General features: G+C 64.5%; 17 protein-coding genes and 3 tRNA genes. 4 read left to right on the forward strand and 16 right to left on the reverse strand.

Features of this window, described 5'->3' with window-relative positions:
- Positions 1–2: 2 nt before the first annotated feature.
- From AC1D14_RS08755 to AC1D14_RS08775, 5 genes are all read right to left on the reverse strand, one after another.
- Positions 3–1,055, reverse strand: coding sequence for a LacI family DNA-binding transcriptional regulator (locus AC1D14_RS08755; RefSeq protein WP_230119297.1), 1,053 nt, complete (start codon positions 1,053–1,055; stop codon positions 3–5).
- Positions 1,056–1,136: 81 nt separating this feature from the next.
- Positions 1,137–1,403, reverse strand: coding sequence for a hypothetical protein (locus tag AC1D14_RS08760; RefSeq protein WP_476881617.1), 267 nt, complete (start codon positions 1,401–1,403; stop codon positions 1,137–1,139).
- Complete coding sequence (locus tag AC1D14_RS08765) at positions 1,400–2,290, reverse strand: carbohydrate ABC transporter permease (RefSeq protein ID WP_230119295.1); 891 nt, start codon at positions 2,288–2,290, stop codon at positions 1,400–1,402. The genes AC1D14_RS08760 and AC1D14_RS08765 overlap by 4 nt, the downstream gene beginning before the upstream one ends.
- Positions 2,287–3,324: a carbohydrate ABC transporter permease gene (locus AC1D14_RS08770; RefSeq protein ID WP_476881618.1), complete on the reverse strand. Its 1,038-nt coding sequence runs from the start codon at positions 3,322–3,324 to the stop codon at positions 2,287–2,289. The genes AC1D14_RS08765 and AC1D14_RS08770 overlap by 4 nt, the downstream gene beginning before the upstream one ends.
- A 7-nt stretch (positions 3,325–3,331) precedes the next feature.
- Complete coding sequence (locus AC1D14_RS08775; protein WP_230119293.1) at positions 3,332–4,624, reverse strand: ABC transporter substrate-binding protein; 1,293 nt, start codon at positions 4,622–4,624, stop codon at positions 3,332–3,334.
- Between the two features lie 127 nt (positions 4,625–4,751).
- On the opposite strand from AC1D14_RS08775, the gene AC1D14_RS08780 reads away from it, so the two are divergent.
- Positions 4,752–6,785 (forward strand): glycoside hydrolase family 13 protein, encoded by a 2,034-nt coding sequence (locus AC1D14_RS08780; RefSeq protein WP_476968314.1) that lies wholly within the window; start codon positions 4,752–4,754, stop codon positions 6,783–6,785.
- 180 nt (positions 6,786–6,965) lie between these two features.
- Here the strand turns inward: AC1D14_RS08780 and AC1D14_RS08785 are convergent, their stop codons facing one another.
- From AC1D14_RS08785 to AC1D14_RS08835, 11 genes are all read right to left on the reverse strand, one after another.
- Positions 6,966–7,247: a hypothetical protein gene (locus AC1D14_RS08785; RefSeq protein WP_230119291.1), complete on the reverse strand. Its 282-nt coding sequence runs from the start codon at positions 7,245–7,247 to the stop codon at positions 6,966–6,968.
- Between the two features lie 154 nt (positions 7,248–7,401).
- On the reverse strand, positions 7,402–8,013 hold the full coding sequence (locus AC1D14_RS08790; protein ID WP_230119290.1) for a hypothetical protein: 612 nt from the start codon (positions 8,011–8,013) through the stop codon (positions 7,402–7,404).
- A complete protein-coding gene (locus tag AC1D14_RS08795) occupies positions 8,010–8,660 on the reverse strand; it encodes a hypothetical protein (protein ID WP_476881620.1) in 651 nt (216 codons plus the stop codon). The genes AC1D14_RS08790 and AC1D14_RS08795 overlap by 4 nt, the downstream gene beginning before the upstream one ends.
- Complete coding sequence (locus tag AC1D14_RS08800) at positions 8,657–9,037, reverse strand: hypothetical protein (protein WP_230119289.1); 381 nt, start codon at positions 9,035–9,037, stop codon at positions 8,657–8,659. The genes AC1D14_RS08795 and AC1D14_RS08800 overlap by 4 nt, the downstream gene beginning before the upstream one ends.
- Complete coding sequence (locus AC1D14_RS08805) at positions 9,034–9,225, reverse strand: hypothetical protein (protein WP_230119288.1); 192 nt, start codon at positions 9,223–9,225, stop codon at positions 9,034–9,036. The genes AC1D14_RS08800 and AC1D14_RS08805 overlap by 4 nt, the downstream gene beginning before the upstream one ends.
- Positions 9,222–9,677, reverse strand: a complete 456-nt coding sequence (locus AC1D14_RS08810; protein ID WP_230119287.1) for an Asp23/Gls24 family envelope stress response protein — start codon at positions 9,675–9,677, stop codon at positions 9,222–9,224. Before AC1D14_RS08810 ends, AC1D14_RS08805 begins: the two co-directional genes overlap by 4 nt.
- A gap of 135 nt (positions 9,678–9,812) precedes the next feature.
- On the reverse strand, positions 9,813–10,277 hold the full coding sequence (locus tag AC1D14_RS08815; protein WP_230119286.1) for a hypothetical protein: 465 nt from the start codon (positions 10,275–10,277) through the stop codon (positions 9,813–9,815).
- Between the two features lie 249 nt (positions 10,278–10,526).
- Positions 10,527–12,122 carry a glycoside hydrolase family 68 protein gene (locus AC1D14_RS08820; protein WP_476968315.1) on the reverse strand — a complete coding sequence of 532 codons (1,596 nt, stop codon included), beginning with the start codon at positions 12,120–12,122 and terminating at the stop codon, positions 10,527–10,529.
- Positions 12,123–12,947: 825 nt separating this feature from the next.
- A tRNA-Phe gene (locus AC1D14_RS08825) sits at positions 12,948–13,023 on the reverse strand.
- 48 nt (positions 13,024–13,071) lie between these two features.
- Positions 13,072–13,145: transfer RNA gene (locus tag AC1D14_RS08830), tRNA-Asp, on the reverse strand.
- Between the two features lie 95 nt (positions 13,146–13,240).
- Positions 13,241–13,313, reverse strand: a tRNA-Glu gene (locus AC1D14_RS08835).
- 240 nt (positions 13,314–13,553) lie between these two features.
- Between AC1D14_RS08835 and AC1D14_RS08840 the strand changes: the two genes are divergently transcribed.
- Genes AC1D14_RS08840 through AC1D14_RS08850 form a run of 3 tightly spaced genes read left to right on the forward strand, consistent with a single transcriptional unit; the run spans position 13,554 to position 15,932 of the window.
- Positions 13,554–14,564: a DMT family transporter gene (locus tag AC1D14_RS08840; protein ID WP_230119337.1), complete on the forward strand. Its 1,011-nt coding sequence runs from the start codon at positions 13,554–13,556 to the stop codon at positions 14,562–14,564.
- A 9-nt stretch (positions 14,565–14,573) separates the two neighbouring features.
- Positions 14,574–15,002: a metallopeptidase family protein gene (locus tag AC1D14_RS08845; RefSeq protein WP_230119284.1), complete on the forward strand. Its 429-nt coding sequence runs from the start codon at positions 14,574–14,576 to the stop codon at positions 15,000–15,002.
- A 9-nt stretch (positions 15,003–15,011) separates the two neighbouring features.
- Complete coding sequence (locus tag AC1D14_RS08850; protein WP_230119283.1) at positions 15,012–15,932, forward strand: cation diffusion facilitator family transporter; 921 nt, start codon at positions 15,012–15,014, stop codon at positions 15,930–15,932.
- Positions 15,933–15,959 lie beyond the last annotated feature (27 nt).

Below are 15,959 nucleotides of genomic sequence, written 5' to 3' on the forward strand. Positions count from 1 at the left end.
CGCTAGGCGCGGGGCGCCGCCGTCGTCCGTCTGACGATGAGGCGGTGCGGCGCGACGGTGGAGTGCACCGCGCCGGTGATCCCGACGAGTTCATCCAGGAGCATCTTGGTGCCCAGCTCGGCCTGCTCATCGGGCCGCTGGCCCACAGTGGTGAGTCCCAGGGCTTCGGAAAAGTCGTGGTCGTCGATGCCGATCACCGACAGGTCCTCAGGAACGCGGACGCCCACGCGGTTCGCCTCAAAAATGACGCCCATGGCCATTTCGTCGGAAGCACAGAAGATTGCTGTCGGCTTGGGACCGTGCTGGCCCCACAGCCGCCTGAATGCTTCCTGGCCGCTCCGGACCGTGAAGTCTCCCCACTCATCCCACTCCGGGCGGACCTCGAGGCCGGCCGCGGTCATGACGTCCTGGAATGCAAGGATGCGGACGCGCGGAACGTCGAAGTTGAGGTCGGTTTCGTCGTCGCCGTGGAGCAACGCGATGTCGCGGTGGCCGAGGCCGATCAGGTGCTTGACGGCGGCGGACGCTGCTGCGTAGTCGTCAATGCCAATGTAGGCGCATTCCTCAACGTGGCCGCCCACGACGACCAGCGGAATGTCGATCTTTTGCAGGTGCTCAAGCTCCTCATGGGACAGCGCCATACAAAGAACCAGGAGCGCATCGATCTGCTTGTAGACCATGGTCTTGCTGAAGAGCCGTTCACGGTGGCTGCCGTGGCCGCCGAGGTTGAACAGGGACAGGTTGTACTGCCGTGCGTGCAGCTCGCGGTCTGCGCCTTCAATCGCTTTGGAGAAGAACCAGCGGCTAACGAACGGGGCCAGCACGCCAATCGTTTTGGTGCGTCCGGTGGCCAGGCCCGAAGCCGACGAGGAAGCCACGTAGCCGAGGGCGCCTGCCACTTCCAGGATTTTTTCACGGGTTGCAGGCGAAACCCTCGGCAGCCCGCGCACGGCCCGGGACACCGTGGCCGTGGACACTCCGGCGGCGGCAGCCACGTCTTCGATGCTTACTCCGGAGTGGCCGCCGCGCTGTGCCCGGTCAGTTGTGCGCGCCACGGTGTCCCTTCAAAGCCCTTATGCTGATTTCCGCCATGTCGTTCTCCCAGCGGCAAGAAACCATTTTAGTCCGGCCCGCTGTCAGCTGTGCCTGGTGGCGGTGCGCGCGGGCAGGCGCCTGCGGAGCCTGATCATCCCGTACAGCGCCAGCAGGATGGCCAGCAAGCCCAGCGCCCAGCCGAGGGCCGGCTGGGCCGTGAGCTCCATCCAGATGGTGAAGACGAGCAGCACCACGGCCCAGAAGCCAAGGAATCCGATGATGATGTCGAAGTCCTCGCCCGACCGGACACGCTTATGCCCCAGCCAGGCTGCCTGCTTCTTGCCCCGCGGTGCTGCCCCGTCTGTCACTTGACTGCACCCGCTGTCAGGCCGGCCACGATCTTGCGCTGGAAAACCAGCACCAGGATGACCAACGGAATGGTCACGATGGTGCCCGCCGCCATGATGGCGGTGTAGGGAATTTGGTTTGGCTGCGCCCCGGCGAAGTTGGCGATAGCCACTGTCACCGGCTGGGTCGCATCGCTGGACAGCTGGCTGGCGATCAGGAATTCATTCCACGAGGAGATGAACGCCAGGATCGCAGTGGTGAAGATAGCCGGGGCGGCCAGCGGCATGATCACCTTCCGGAACGCCTGGCCCTGCGTGCAGCCGTCCACACGGGCCGATTCCTCAAGTTCCCACGGCATTTCGCGGAAAAACGAGGTCATGGTGTAGACCGTCAGCGGCAAGACAAACGAAATATTCGGAATGATCAGCGCCTGGTAGGTGCCCATCCATCCGATGTTGGTGAACAGCTGGAACAACGGGGTGATCAGGGCAACGCCCGGGAACATGGAAGCACCCAGGATGAAGCCCAGCACCAAGTACTTGAACTTGAAGTTCAGCCGGGCCAGTGCGTAGGCGGCGAAAACACCGATGACCAGCGACACCAAGGTGACGACTCCACCGATGAACACGCTGTTCAGCAAAGCCTGGCCGAACCTGTTGCCAAACGATGTGTCGAACGCGGTATTGAAATTGTCCAGGGTGACGTGCGTCGGCAGGATCGAGGTGTCGTACGTGAAGCCCACATCGCGGAAGGCCGTCACCACCATCCAGTACGCCGGTGCAAGGCACCAGATCAGGACCACTGCGGCACTTATGTAAGTGCGGCCCTGCGCCCACTTTTCCCGGTTCTGGGCCGCCTTCCTGCCCCTGTCCTGCTGCGCGCGCAGTTCGGTTGTCGCGGCGGTCATTTCTTCCCCTTACCGGTGGCGCCGCTTTGCTCCACAACATTCGCCCCGAGGAAGCGGACGAAAATGAAAGCGACAAGAAAGATGATGATGAAGGTGATGGTCGACAAGGCCGCGGCAGAGTTGAAGCCTTGCCTGATCTGGTTAATCACCAGGATCGACAGCGTGGTGGTGTTGTTCGCGCCGCCCGTGAGGATGTACGGAAGGTCGAACATGCGGAGCGCGTCAAGGGTGCGGAACAGGATGGCCACCATGAGCGCAGGCTTCACCAGCGGCAGCGTGATCATCCGGAACCGCTGCCAGGCAGTGGCCCCGTCCACCTTTGCCGCCTCGTAGACCTCGGCAGGAATCATCTGCAGACCCGCGAGGATGAGCAGCGCCATGAACGGAGTGGTCTTCCACACATCCGCGATGACCACCGCCCACTTGGCGGGCCATTCGCTGCCTGTCCACAGAATGGAGGTGTTGAACAGTTTGTTGGCGATTCCTTCGAAGGCGAAGATGAAGAACCAGAGCTTGGCGGTCACGGCGGTGGGAATGGCCCACGGCACCAACACGGCCGCACGAACGAGGCTCCGGCCCTTGAACGTCCTGGCCATGATCATGGCCATCCAGAAGCCGAGGACGGTTTCGAAAGCAACGGTCACGACGGTGAAGAAAAACGTTGTTGTCGTGGCCGACCAGAACTGGGCGCCGAGTGTTCCTGGCGGGCAGGCGACGGTTCCGCCGGCAGGTGCCGCACACTGCTGCGCGAGCCAGTTCACGTAGTTCTGGATGCCGGCCGAGCCGCCGGCGGTGAAGAGTCCCGTGGCCGGATCGAGTCCGGCGTCTTTTTGGAAGGACATCACGATGGCACTGATGATCGGGTAAACGATCACAATGCCCAACGCGATGACGGTGGGGGCAAGGAGCCAGGAAGCCCACTTACCTTGGCTGAGGATCTTGTTGTCCTCACCCACGCCCTTGGGGGCGTGATGGACGGGGGTACCGCCCGACGCCGGTGCCTTGACCGGCGTCGGGCCTAATTCGGTTGCCATGGCAGACCTACGATCCTGCACCGGCGGATTCGATGGACTTCTGCATGTCTGACAGTGCAGTGTCCACGGGCTTCTCGCCCTTGATGGCTGAGTAGGCGTTTTCCTGGATGGCCTTGGTCACCGCCGGGTAGAACGGGGAGACCGGGCGGGGAACGGCTTTCTCAATGGACGTCTTCAGGACCGGCAGGTACGGAAGCTTGGCCACAAGATCCTTGTCGGTGTACAGGGATCCCAGCACCGGGGCCAGCGAACCCTGGGTTGCGTAGAACTTCTCGGACTCTTCCGAGGTCATGAACTTCAGGAAGTCCAAGGAAGTGGCCTTGTTCTTGGAATAGACGCTGACAGCCAGGTTGTGTCCGCCCAGCGACGAGGCGCCGGCGCCGGTCGCGCCGGGGATCGGTGCGATGCCAAGCTTGTCCTTCACTGCAGACGAACCCTCAGTAGTTGCCAGGTTGTAGACGTAAGGCCAGTTGCGCAGGAACAGGAGCTTGCCGCTCTGGAACGCCTGCCGGCTCAGCTCCTCCTGGAAGGTGATGCCTTCCTTGGGAATGTTGCCGTCTGCGTATGCCTTGGCGAGGTTCTCCAGGCCGGCCTTGGCCTCGGGGGTGTTCAGGCTGGGCTTGCCGTCCTTGTCCAGGACCGATCCGCCGGCGGAGTTGATGGCCTCGGACGCGTTTACGGTGAGGCCTTCATACTTGCTGAACTGGCCGGCGTAGCAGCCGATGTTGTTTTTCTTGGCGATGGAGCACATGCTCATCATCTCGTCCCACGTCTTGGGTGGGGTCGGCACCAGGTCCTTGCGGTAGTAAAGCAGGGCTCCGTCAGAGGTCTGCGGCGCGGCATACAGCGTGCCCTTGTACGTGCCGCTGTCAACGGTGGGCTTCAGCATGGCGCCGGTGTCGATGGCCATCTTGTCCTTGAGCGGCTGCAGCCAGCCCTTGGCAGCGAACTCGGCGGTCCACACTACGTCAACGTCCACGACGTCGTAGCCGGCGTCCTTGGCCTGGAAGTGCTGCACGATATCGTCGTGCTGCTGGTCGGCCTGGTCGGTCTGCTCCTTGAAGGTCACCTTCTCGTTCGGGTGCGCGGCGTTCCACTTGGCAACCAAGGGGCGCACGACGTTGCTGTTGTCCTTGCCCTGGACGTAAGTAATGGGCCCGCGCCCGTCAAGGCCCGCAGCGGCGTCGCCGCCGGCAGCACCGCCACCGGTGGCACCCCCGCCACCGCCACCACAGGCGGAGAGCGTTAGGGCGAGAACGCCGGCAGTAGCTACCGGTAGTAAGAATTTCGGGGTTTTCATTGGCAGGAGACTCCTCGCTGAGTGACAAGACAAATCACTGGTGCATTTGATGTGGTGACAGTCACACTAGTAACGTTGCCGGAACAAATGCAAGCGTTTACACCTAATTGTTACCGGAGAGGCAACCATGAGCCACCGCCCGATTTCAACGCCCGGTTCCGACATCGGGACGTGGTGGGCCAGCGCAGTCGTCTATCAGATCTATCCCCGTTCCTTCGCCGATGCCAATGGCGATGGCATGGGCGATCTCCTGGGCGTCACCGCGCGGCTACCGTACCTGAAGAAGCTCGGCGTCGATGCCGTCTGGCTGTCGCCGTTCTACAAATCCCCGCAGGCGGATGCCGGCTATGACGTGGCCGACTACCGCCAGGTGGACCCGATGTTCGGCAGCCTCGATGACTTCGACGAAATGTTACACGAGGCTCACGACCTGGGCGTGAAGGTCATCGTTGACCTGGTGCCGAACCACACCTCGGACGAACACGTGTGGTTCCAGGAGGCCCTGGCTGCGGAGCCCGGCTCAGCCGCGCGGGAACGCTACATGTTCAGGCCGGGGAAGGACGAAACGGAGGGTTCCGGCGACGGGAACACGGCCCCAAACAACTGGAAGTCCATTTTTGGCGGGCCGGCCTGGACGCGGACCACCAACGCGGACGGAACCCCCGGCGACTGGTACCTGCACCTCTTCGACACCAAGCAGCCGGACCTCAACTGGGAAAACCCTGAGGTCCAGGAGGAAATGCGATCCGTGCTGCGCTTCTGGCTGGACCGCGGCGTGGACGGCTTCCGTGTGGACGTGGCCCACGGAATGGTCAAGGAGGCCGGGCTCCCGGACTGGGAAGGCGTGGCCGCCATGGTGGAAGGCTCGTCCGAGGGCCGGCATCTTCCGGACGCCCCCGGCGCCCACCCGGAGGCAGTCGAACCGCACACAGCCCACCGCGCAAGCCTGGCGGCCGGCAGCGCCGGCGCGGATGACGCCGTCGGGGCGAAAGTAGCCGTGCTCGATGCGCCCGGGGAGGCCCTGGACCACCAGCCGGTGTCGCCGCTGTATCCGCCGTCGCCGTTCTTTGACCAGGACGGCGTCCACGACATATACCGCGACTGGAACCGCGTGCTGGCCGGGTATGACGGTGACCGCATGCTGGTCGCCGAAGCCTGGGTGGAGCCTGCGGAGCGCCTCGCCCGCTATATCCGGAAGGACGAAATGCAGCAGGCGTTCAATTTCGATTTCCTCCTGGCCGGGTGGGACGCCCAGCGCATGGCCGTAGCCATCGAAGAGTCGCTCGAGGCAGCCGCTTCGGTCGGCGCACCGACAACGTGGGTGCTGAGCAACCATGACACGGTGCGGCACACGACCCGCTTCGGACTTGCGGACCCCACCACCTTCCCGAAGGGCATCGCGGCCGAGGACGAGCAGCCTGATGCCGCCCTGGGACTCGCGCGCGGCCGTGCGGCCACGCTCGTATCCCTGGCGCTGCCAGGTTCGGCCTACCTCTACCAGGGCGAGGAACTGGGCCTGCCGGAGCACACCACCGTGCCGGCGGACGCGCGCCAGGACCCGACATTCTTCCGCACCAACGGAGTTGAGCGGGGACGCGATGGGTGCCGCGTTCCGCTGCCGTGGAAGTCCGGCGAGCCCGGCTTCGGATTCGCCGAGGCCTACACGGCGGCCGTTTCACCTTCCAGCGGAGCACCTTCCAAGGGGGCACCTCCCAGCGGAACGCCCGACGGCGGATCATCAGACGGCGGATCGTCAGACGGCGGGGCAGGTCACCGCCAGCCCGCCGAGCCGTGGCTGCCCCAGCCGGCGTCCTTCGGCGAGCTGGCCGCGGACCTGCAGGACGGCGTCGAGGGTTCCACGCTGGAGCTGTACCGATCCGCGCTGTCGCTGCGCAAGAGCCATGGCCTGGGCTCGGGATCGTTTTGCTGGGCCGACATCCATGACCCCGAACTCGGCGTCCTGGCGTTCCAGAACCGGGGCATCCTGGTGGTGGCCAACATGGCAGCCGAGCCGACGCCCGTTCCGGATGGCTACCGCGTGGTGTTGTCGAGTGCGGCCGGACCCGCGGGCGCCGGGACGGCCGCCTCCGTTGCGGCCGAAGCCGTGACTGACGCAGCAGTTATTGTGCCGAACAGCGCAGCTTACCTCGTGGCGGGATAGCCGGACGCCGAGGACAAGAGTGCCGCGTTAGGCCGAAGAGCGCTGCGTTCCGCGGGGAACGCAGCGCTCTTCTGCCTTTATCCGGCGCGAATGGTGGTAGCACAGACCGGACGCTGCCCGGTAAGCCTGCCCGGGGTGCCGGGGCACCACGGCGCCGGGCGCGAGTGACTCGCGAAAAGGCTACTTGCCGCCCTTGAAGAGCCCGGCAAGCTTGGCCCCGAAGCCCTTGACGTTCTCGGTTACATCGCCGGCGAGTTCCTTCGCATTTTCCGCCACGTCTCCGGCGAGGAATTCCTTGACACTCCCCGCCGCCTGACCGGCAAATTCCTTGACGTGTTCAGCGGTCTCGCCCGCGAACTCCTTGACGTTTTCGGCAGCGTCGCCCGCAAATTCCTTTGCATGGCCCACAGCGTTTTCGAGTCCGTCCTTGGCAGCCTGGTTTCCTGTTACGTCTTCGCTCACAGTGTTCTCCTTCATCGACGGGCTTGGCCGGGCGGTTGGGCCCGGATACGGGCCGTGGCTGCCGCAATGGACAACCACGCCTCGCTCTTCAAAACTATGGCCAAGGCGTGCCTGCACCAAACGGGAACGCGGCCGGACCTGCAGGAGGTCACATTCAGCGGACGCGCTCCGCACGGCTGAAGCGGCTGCGGGCTCCGGCGGCAACATGCACCAGCACGGGAGTCTTCTGGCCCACGACCGCTTCCAAGGCCGCGACCAGTGCTGACGTGTCCGCCGTGAGTGTGTGCGGGGCGACTCCGGGCCTCGGATGCAGCCGGATCTTCAGGGCTGGCTGCCCACGGACCTCGTAGGTGGTGACCGTGGCGCCGGCAAGATCGGGACGTTCAGCCAGCGCATTCTTCAGTGCCTGTTCTGCGACACCGCCGCCGATCCGCACGTCTCCGGGAACGCTGCCGGGATCTTCGGCGGCCAGCAGAAGATCGGCACGTCCTTTCCCTTGCTGGGCGACCCAGGCCACCATGAGGACGATCAGCAGCACGAGGGCAAGGGCCAGGACAATCCAGACCCAGCTTTCCTGCCGGCCAGGGAACCTCGTGCCGTCAAAGAGCCGGTTGGCGCCGTCCCAGACGTCTCCTGACCAGGACTGCCACCAGGATCCAACGGCGGGAACAGTGGCCAGCAGCATCAGCAGGATGCCAACAGCCAACAGTTTGAGGCCGAGGATGCCGATGAGGATCCTGTTGAGCAGCCGGGGCGTGTTGTTCATGCGCCAATCACCCCCGACGTCGCCAGATTAACCCGCACCGCAGGCATGGGAATCGGCGCCATTGAGCGAAGTTCGTCCTCAACTGCTTCGCGGACGGCGTTCTCACTCACCGGTACACCGGAGGTCGGGCGGACATTCACCACGGCCTGCCGCTGGGATACCACCACCATGACCTGCTCCGACGTGACGTTTGCCGCGAGGCGCGCCCGGCGGGCCAGGGCGGACGCGATTACTTCGTCGTCCACCACCACGGCCACCCGGGGGTCGTCCAGCAAGTGCCGTGCCCGGCGCCCGGGCAGTATGGCGCTGAGGAAAAAGAAGAGGCCCGCAGCCGTGACCACTGCGCCGGTAACCCCCAGCAGGAGGGGCGGAATGCCGTTCGGAAGCGAAACGATCCGTTCGGCTGCCGTCTGGGGATCGACAAGCCAGGGCGGCTGGCCGACGGCCCGGACAGCCGATTCGAGGAGTGCGTAGAGGCAGAAGAGGATGACGAGGGTGGCGGCGATCCCTGCCGCCGCAGCGCGGGAGGAATGGGTTTCCCGGTCCAGGATCCGGCGCATGTCCAACGACGCGGAGTGGCCCGGCCCGCCGGAGGCATCCGCTGGCTCCTCGCCGGTTGGGTTCTGCTGTTCGATGACGGAGCTCAACGGACCCGGCCCCTTTCCGTGACGTGGGCACCGCTGATGCGGATATCCACCCTGCTCAGCCGAGCACCGCTGAGTTCGGTGACCCTGGCCAGGATCTCGGACTTGGCGGCAATGGCCCTGTCCCAGATGGAGCCACCGAAAGCCGGCACCCGTGCCGGGTCGCGGAGGACAGCAGTCAGGGCGGGAATCTTGATAGGCGTGACCAGTGACAAGGCCAGCAGGCCGTCGTCGTCCGACCAGTCTGCGCGGACGTCGTGCGGCGGAATCCCCAAGGCGTCACCGGCTGCAGCCTTGGCCAGGCTGGTCAGGGCCTGGGTGCTGATCCGGTTGTGGCCGTTGTAGAGCTGGCTGGGAGCCGCCCCGGCTTCCGCGCTCATGATGAGGAGCGCCGGCCGCTGAGGGCATCGATGACGCTGCGCAGGTCCAGTTTCCCTTCTGCGGCGCGGCCCAGAAGGGCACCTATGCCCATGAACAGGAGGGAAATCAGGAACCCCCACAGGCCGAACTGGAGCGACATGAACGCCACGAAGGCGCCGATTCCGATTCCCACGACCGTCAGGCTCACAGGATCGCCTCCCTCTCAGCTGCCGCCGCTGCCCCTGCTGGTTTCACCGGCGGGGCAATATAGACATCGGTGATTTCGACGTTCACCTCTATGACCTGCAGGCCAACGAGTTTCTCGACTGCCGAATAAACGGCGGCCCGGACCTGGTTGGCCAGGGAGTGCAGCGGCGTGCCGTACGCCGCGACCAGGGTGATATCAACCGCGACCTGGGTTTCGCCAACCTCGGCATGTACCCCCGCTGCGTGGTCTGAACTGCCTACCGCGTCCCGGATGGCCCCCAGCGCCCTGGAGGAACCGGTGCCCAGGGAGTAAACCCCTGGCACGGCGCGGGCGGCGATTCCGGCCACCTTGGCTACTGCCGTTTCAGAGATGACCGTCCGGCCGCTGCCGCCGGCCTGACTGAGGGCCGTTTGTGTGCGCGTGCCGGCAGGATCCGTGTTCGGGTATTCCATCAGGCGCTCCCCTTCCGTTGATCACAACCCTATCCCCTAGGTCCGACATCGTCAGGGGTAGAGCCGCGATTCGCCCTTCCGTTCCGGCACCGTTCCTTGACCTCAGGAAGCACCCTTTATAACTAGGAACTAAAACTAGGAACAGTTGCTGGCCAGCCATTTGGTCACGGGGGCCATGGCGTCCTGGAACTTACCGCTGGAATACACCGTCTGGTCGCTCAGCCCGGCCACGGCCACTTCATTAAGCCTGGCGAAGTCTGCCTTCAGAGATTCCGGGACGCGTTCCGCCGTTTCACTCAGCTCCGCCTTCTTCTGCTCAAGTTCCGCGGTCTTGCCCTGGGCAGCGGACAGAGGCAGCAGGGAGGCACCGGTGGCCTGTTGGGAAATCGTGGTGCATGCCTCCGCGGCGGTGGCGAAGCCTCCAAAAGCTCCGGATGTTGTGCCCGCGCTCGGCGCCGCGGCGGGGTTGCTCGAAGAGCCGGAACTGTCTGGAGAAGAGGACGGCGACGGCGCGCTGCCGGCTGTCGGGGCGGAGCAGGCGGTCAGTGCCACAGTGGCGAAGACGGCGGCGGCGGTCAGCGGACGGGCAAAGTTTTTCACAGTTCACATTTCCTGGATCGGTTCCGCCGCCGAACGGCGGCCTTGTCTGGCCGGCGGAGGCGCCGGCCGTGTGTCCCCCGGCGTGCGAGTCTAGCCGGGGCGACACCCTGCTTTCCAAGTTGACAGCCCAAGGTTTCTGGCTGACGGGGCGTACGAGGCGCAGGTGTTTAACAGCGGAGGCGCCCGGAACTGGTCCGGGCGCCTCCGCCGATTTACTGCAGTGTTGCCGTTCTACGGGTGAGCCCGGCGTTACTTGTAGTGGCCTTCGCCGCCAACGCGGACGTTGGTGGGCAGGTAGCCGAACGGGCCGAGGCCGTTCTGGAGGAAGATGCGGTCAACCTTGGAGACACCGTCCCGGAAGTTGATCTTCACGGTGGGCGACAGCGAACCGCCGCGGACGCCGTTCACGTTGTCGATGAAGGACTGGACCAGCCCGCCCGGCTGCACGTAGTGCGAGTAGGCCTGGAACTGGCGGCCGTTCTGGTTCGGGGTCGGCGCTTCCGGGGATTCCGACGGCAGGTTCAGGTCCGTCGGGGAAGCCAGGGCGAGGCCGCTGTTGTTCATCGGCTGGTAGTCGGAGCGGATGCCGTTGCCCACGAAGCCGTAGACGCCGTCCGGGCCGCGCATGCCAGCCGCGTAGGTGAACTGGTGGCTAATGGTGAACAGGTAGTACTTGTTCTTGCCGCCTTCATTCTGGATGAAGATCTGCGGGCGCTCAGTCTGGTCATTGACGCAGTTGGCGGAGAGGACAGGAGGCAAGAAGTGCCACTTGGTCAGGTCCTTGTTGTCTGCTACTGCCAGGCCGACGTTTGCAGTCTGATAGTAGGCGCCCTTGCTGTTGACCTCGTCACGCTTCTCCGCGTTGGGGTCACCGGGAGCGTAGCCCAGGTCCTCGTCCTTGCACTTGTAGTCGCCGCGGGTTCCGCCGGTGTTGCCTTCGAACACCATGTAGGTCTTGCCGGGGTGTGCCGGGTCGGCGAAGGTGTAGGGGTCCCGGAACGCGAAGCCCGGGTTCTGGGCCTTGTTCTGGTACATCTTTCCGTCCGGCTCCAGCAGCTTGGTGTGCTTGAAGCCGTCGAAGGTGACGCCGTTCTTGTCGGCGTGAATCTTACCCAGCGCCTTGGCAATGACGGCGTCAGGGGCAATTCCACCGCCGCCGGAGTTGCGCTCCTTGACGTCGTAGAACGTGGTGGCCGTGTAAAACACGTTCACCTCGTTCCCCTTCATGAGCCGGGTGGAACCGGACCATTCGGTGTTGCCGATGGAGGTGTTGTCCAGGAACAGGTGTCCGCCGTAGTTCCACTTGTCCTTGGCCGGGTCAGCGTTGGTCTTGCGGAAGAAGTAGCCGATGCGCGCATTCCAGTGGCGCTGGTCGAAGCCGTAGCCTGCGTGGCGGTCGGCGACCAGCGAGAAGATCACGTCGTAACCCTTGTAGCTGATCTGGTTTGCGTGCTCATCGGTCAGGGACCAGGTGTCCCAAACCCACACGTCGTCATTCATGGCCGGGAAATCCTGGGGGATCTCCGGCATGGTGACGTCCGGACTCATGGAGTTCTGGCCGGGCTTTACCGTGGAGTCGCTCTGCGCCATGATCTGCTTGGCATCAGCGCGGGTCCACTTCGAGGTGAAGTCAGACGCCGGATCGTGCACCTTCTGCGTGTGCTTGGTCGGCAGCGGAAAGCCCGGGGCGGGGGCCGGCATCTGGGTGTTCGACGGCGGATCCGACGGCTCGTTGGCCTGCGCCGAGGGAACTGCCAGGAAAGCCGTGGCAGCGACAGCGGCCGCCAGTGCTGCGGCGGCTGGTCGCCACCGCAGCATCCGGGTGGTGTTGGGGTGCTTGTGCATTTTTTGCTCTTCTCGCGGAGATAAATTTCGTGGAAGACGGGCTGACGCCCTGTCCCCCGCACTCCGGAGGCCTCGCTGACACGGCATGCGTCGTCGAGGACGCCGTTGTGTCGAGGGAGAGCGGGGTTTGGGTAGAACCCCGCTTGGATGGCTCGGAAGGTTTGTGCTTTTCCCGGCCCACATTCAACGGTAGACAACGTTGTCACCCGAGTTCAACACGGTTTTCGGAGTGCGGCCGGCCCAGCCCATAATTTGTGCAAGCGCTTACATCTTCCGTTGGCGCGCGCGTGCCACGATCACATATCCGAGTCAAATGTTGCTTAACAAATATGATTTCTTTTCGTCATCCACTGTCCGTTTACCCAACCGCTGCTCCGTAACGGCCCTATTCGGTCTGGAAAAGGGCCGTTACGGAGCAATCGACATCACGGGGAGTGGTGACGGGGATCATGGAAGATAATTGTCATCCGCCACGCATCCAGTTGGCGCAGCTGCACCCCTCCAGTGGAGGAGCCCGAACAGTACCCCCGCCCGGTGTCGGGCAGGCGCGTGTGTCGGGCAGGCGCATGCCGTCAGCGGCTTGGCGTTCGCGAAGATCTCCAGGGCGGAGTGGTCCACACCCCGCGGAGCTACAAGCGGCCGTGAGGGAGGGCCGGCGCATGCTGAGGACGCGCGAACCGCACAGATGCACGGCAACGATTTGGCGCCACCCGACTTCGCCCGACCCTGGACCACCCGCGCGTCTTCGGAGCGCTTGTGGGGCGCTAGAGAGGTCGCGGGGTTAAAGAAGAAAAGCACCAGTTCCGAAGAACTGGTGCTTCCCAGTGGTGGCTCCGACCGGCGTCGATCCGGTGACCTTTCGATTTTCAGTCGAACGCTCTACCAACTGAGCTACAGAGCCTAGGTGACATGTCACCATGAGAGCCGGAATTTCTTCTGGCAATCAGAGCGACCCTGACGGGACTTGAACCCGCGACCTCCGCCGTGACAGGGCGGCGCGCTAACCAACTGCGCTACAGGGCCTTGCTTGTTTCTTGCTGTTCACAGTATCGCTACTGCAATTTTTCAAGGCCTTTAGCCTACCAGACTTTCACACCCGGTTTGACCACTTCCTTGCGTACCCCCAACGGGATTCGAACCCGTGCCGCCGCCGTGAAAGGGCGGTGTCCTAGGCCGCTAGACGATGGGGGCCTGAACTCAATCCGGCTCATTCAGGGCAAAAATAAAGGGCCGAAGCCATTCGTTTTTGTCCCTCCGAGTTGCTCCGAACTGGACCTCTAAAACTATAGGGCCTACCCCGGGGAAATCCAAAATTGGCCGGGATGACACTTCGGAGGCCCCGGAGTGGGCTGCCGAAAATTGGCAGTTTCTCGTTTAGACGTGACCGATTTCCGCCAGCCCTGGAACGTGGAACAGGACTACATTGGCACCATGGCAACCACCGCCGACACCAGCCCCATGCAGCCCGCACGTCCCCACAAGGGATCTCCGTCAGCTGCACCCGCCCCTGCCCCCTCCGCGACCGGCGATGCTTCACGGCCTCACGGTGCGCCGACACCGGATAACCCGGCCAGGGGGCCAGTCAACAAACTGGGTGTCGCCGCCGTCGTCATCACGGTGGTCCTATGGGCCTCCGCGTTCGTCGGCATCCGCGCCGTCGGACCCAGCTTCTCCCCCGGATCCCTGACGCTTGGGCGGCTGGCGATCGCCGCCGTCGTGCTAGGGGCTTTGGTCCTGCCCAAACTCCGCGTGCTGCCGCGGGGACGCGAGTGGTGGCCCATCCTGGCCTACGGCGTGATGTGGTTCGGCGGCTACAACGTGGCCCTCAACGCCGCCGAACATCTCCTCGACGCCGGAACCAGCGCCCTGCTGATCAACGTCAACCCCATTCTCATCGCGGTTATGGCCGGCGTCATCCTCAAGGAGGGGTTCCCGCGCTGGCTGATCATCGGAAGCCTCGTGGCGTTCGGTGGCGTTGCCGTGATCGCGCTGGGTTCGGGGCAACGATCGACGGCGGATGTGGCCGGCGTGCTTCTTTGCCTCCTCGCTGCTGCGCTCGCCGCCGTCAGCGTCATCGTCCAGAAGCCGGTGCTGCGGAAGTTCCCCGCCGCGCAGGCCACCTGGTTCGGGATCATGGTGGGGTTCCTGTGCTGCCTGCCCTTCGGTGGCCAGCTGGTGACCGAACTGCAGGCGGCGCCGCTGCCGGCCACGCTCGGCCTCGTGTACCTCGGCATCTTCCCCACCGCCATTGCGTTCACCACATGGGCCTACGCCCTTTCCCTGATCGACGCCGGAAAGCTGGCGGCCACCACATACTTGGTACCTGGCACCACCGTGCTGATCTCGTGGCTCGTGCTGAGCGAAATCCCCACGGTATGGGGGCTCGTGGGCGGCGCCATCTGCCTGGTGGGCGTGGGGCTCACGCGGAGGAGATCCCGCTAGAGTTTGGATATGCCCGCAAACCTGCCGCCAGGACTTCCCATCGTTCCTGACGGAGCCGGCGATTCCTCTGGCTTCGACATGTCAGAGACTGATTTCGAAGCGGCTGTCAGCGACGCCCTGGACCGGATCCCGGCCGATGTGGCGCGGGCCATGGACAACGTGGCGGTCTTCATCGAGGACGACTACACGCCGCAGCCGGGCGAGGACCCGGACACCGTTCTGCTGGGTCTCTATGAGGGTGTCCCGCTGACGGAACGCGACTCGTGGTGGGACGCGGGCTCCCTGCCGGACCGCATCACGATTTACCGCCAGCCCATCCTCGACACCTGCTCCACGCGCGAGGACGTGGTGGACGAAGTGGCCGTGACGGTGGTCCACGAGATCGCCCACCACTTCGGCATCGACGACGAGCGGCTCCACGAGCTCGGTTGGGACTAGCCTGTAGGCATGGGACACGACCACAACCATTCCCACGGCCTTACGGCGACGGGCAAGCACCGCAACCGACTGATCGCCGTTCTGGCCATCACAGTGGCCGTGGTGCTCGTCCAGGTGATCGGAGCAGCCCTGTCAGGCTCCCTGGCGCTGCTGGCCGACGCCGGACACATGCTCTCCGACGCCGCCGGCATTTTCATCGCCCTCCTGGCGGCGTGGATCGCCGCCCGCCCGGCCAGCGACCTGCGGACTTACGGCTACCAGCGTGCCGAGGTCCTCGCCGCCTTGGCCAATGCCCTCATCCTCGTCGTCATCTCGGTGGTCATCTTCAGTGAGGCCATCCGCCGGATCGGGTCCGCGCCGGACGTCCAGACGGACATCATGCTGTATGCGGCCATCCTCGGCGCGGCGGCCAACCTTGCGTCCCTGCTGATCCTGCGCGGCGCCCAGAAGGAAAGCCTCAATGTGCGCGGCGCCTACCTGGAAGTGCTGGGCGACCTGCTGGGATCGTTCGCGGTCATCGCCGCAGCACTTGTAATCATGCTCACCGGCTTCCGGGCCGCGGACACCATCGCGTCCGTGCTGATTGCCGTGATGATCCTGCCCCGCGCCTGGCACCTGCTGCGGGATGTGGTGGATGTCCTGCTGGAGGCCACGCCGAAGGGCGTGGAAGTGCGGATGATCCGCGAACATATCCTGTCCGTGGCCGGCGTGGTTGCCGTCCACGACATCCACATTTGGACCATCACCTCCGGTGTGCCCGTGTTCTCTGCGCATGTGGTGGTCGAGGACGCGGTCCTGAGTGCGCGCGGCGCTGACCAGGTTCTGGACAAGCTCACCACCTGCCTCGGCTCGCATTTCGACACCGAACATTGCACGTTCCAGCTCGAACCCGCCAGCCACTCCGAGCACGAGTCGCACCAGCACGCCTGAGCGCACGGCGGCTCGAGTCCCGCCCTT

The sequence above is a fragment of the Arthrobacter sp. P1_B11 genome (assembly GCF_056406715.1).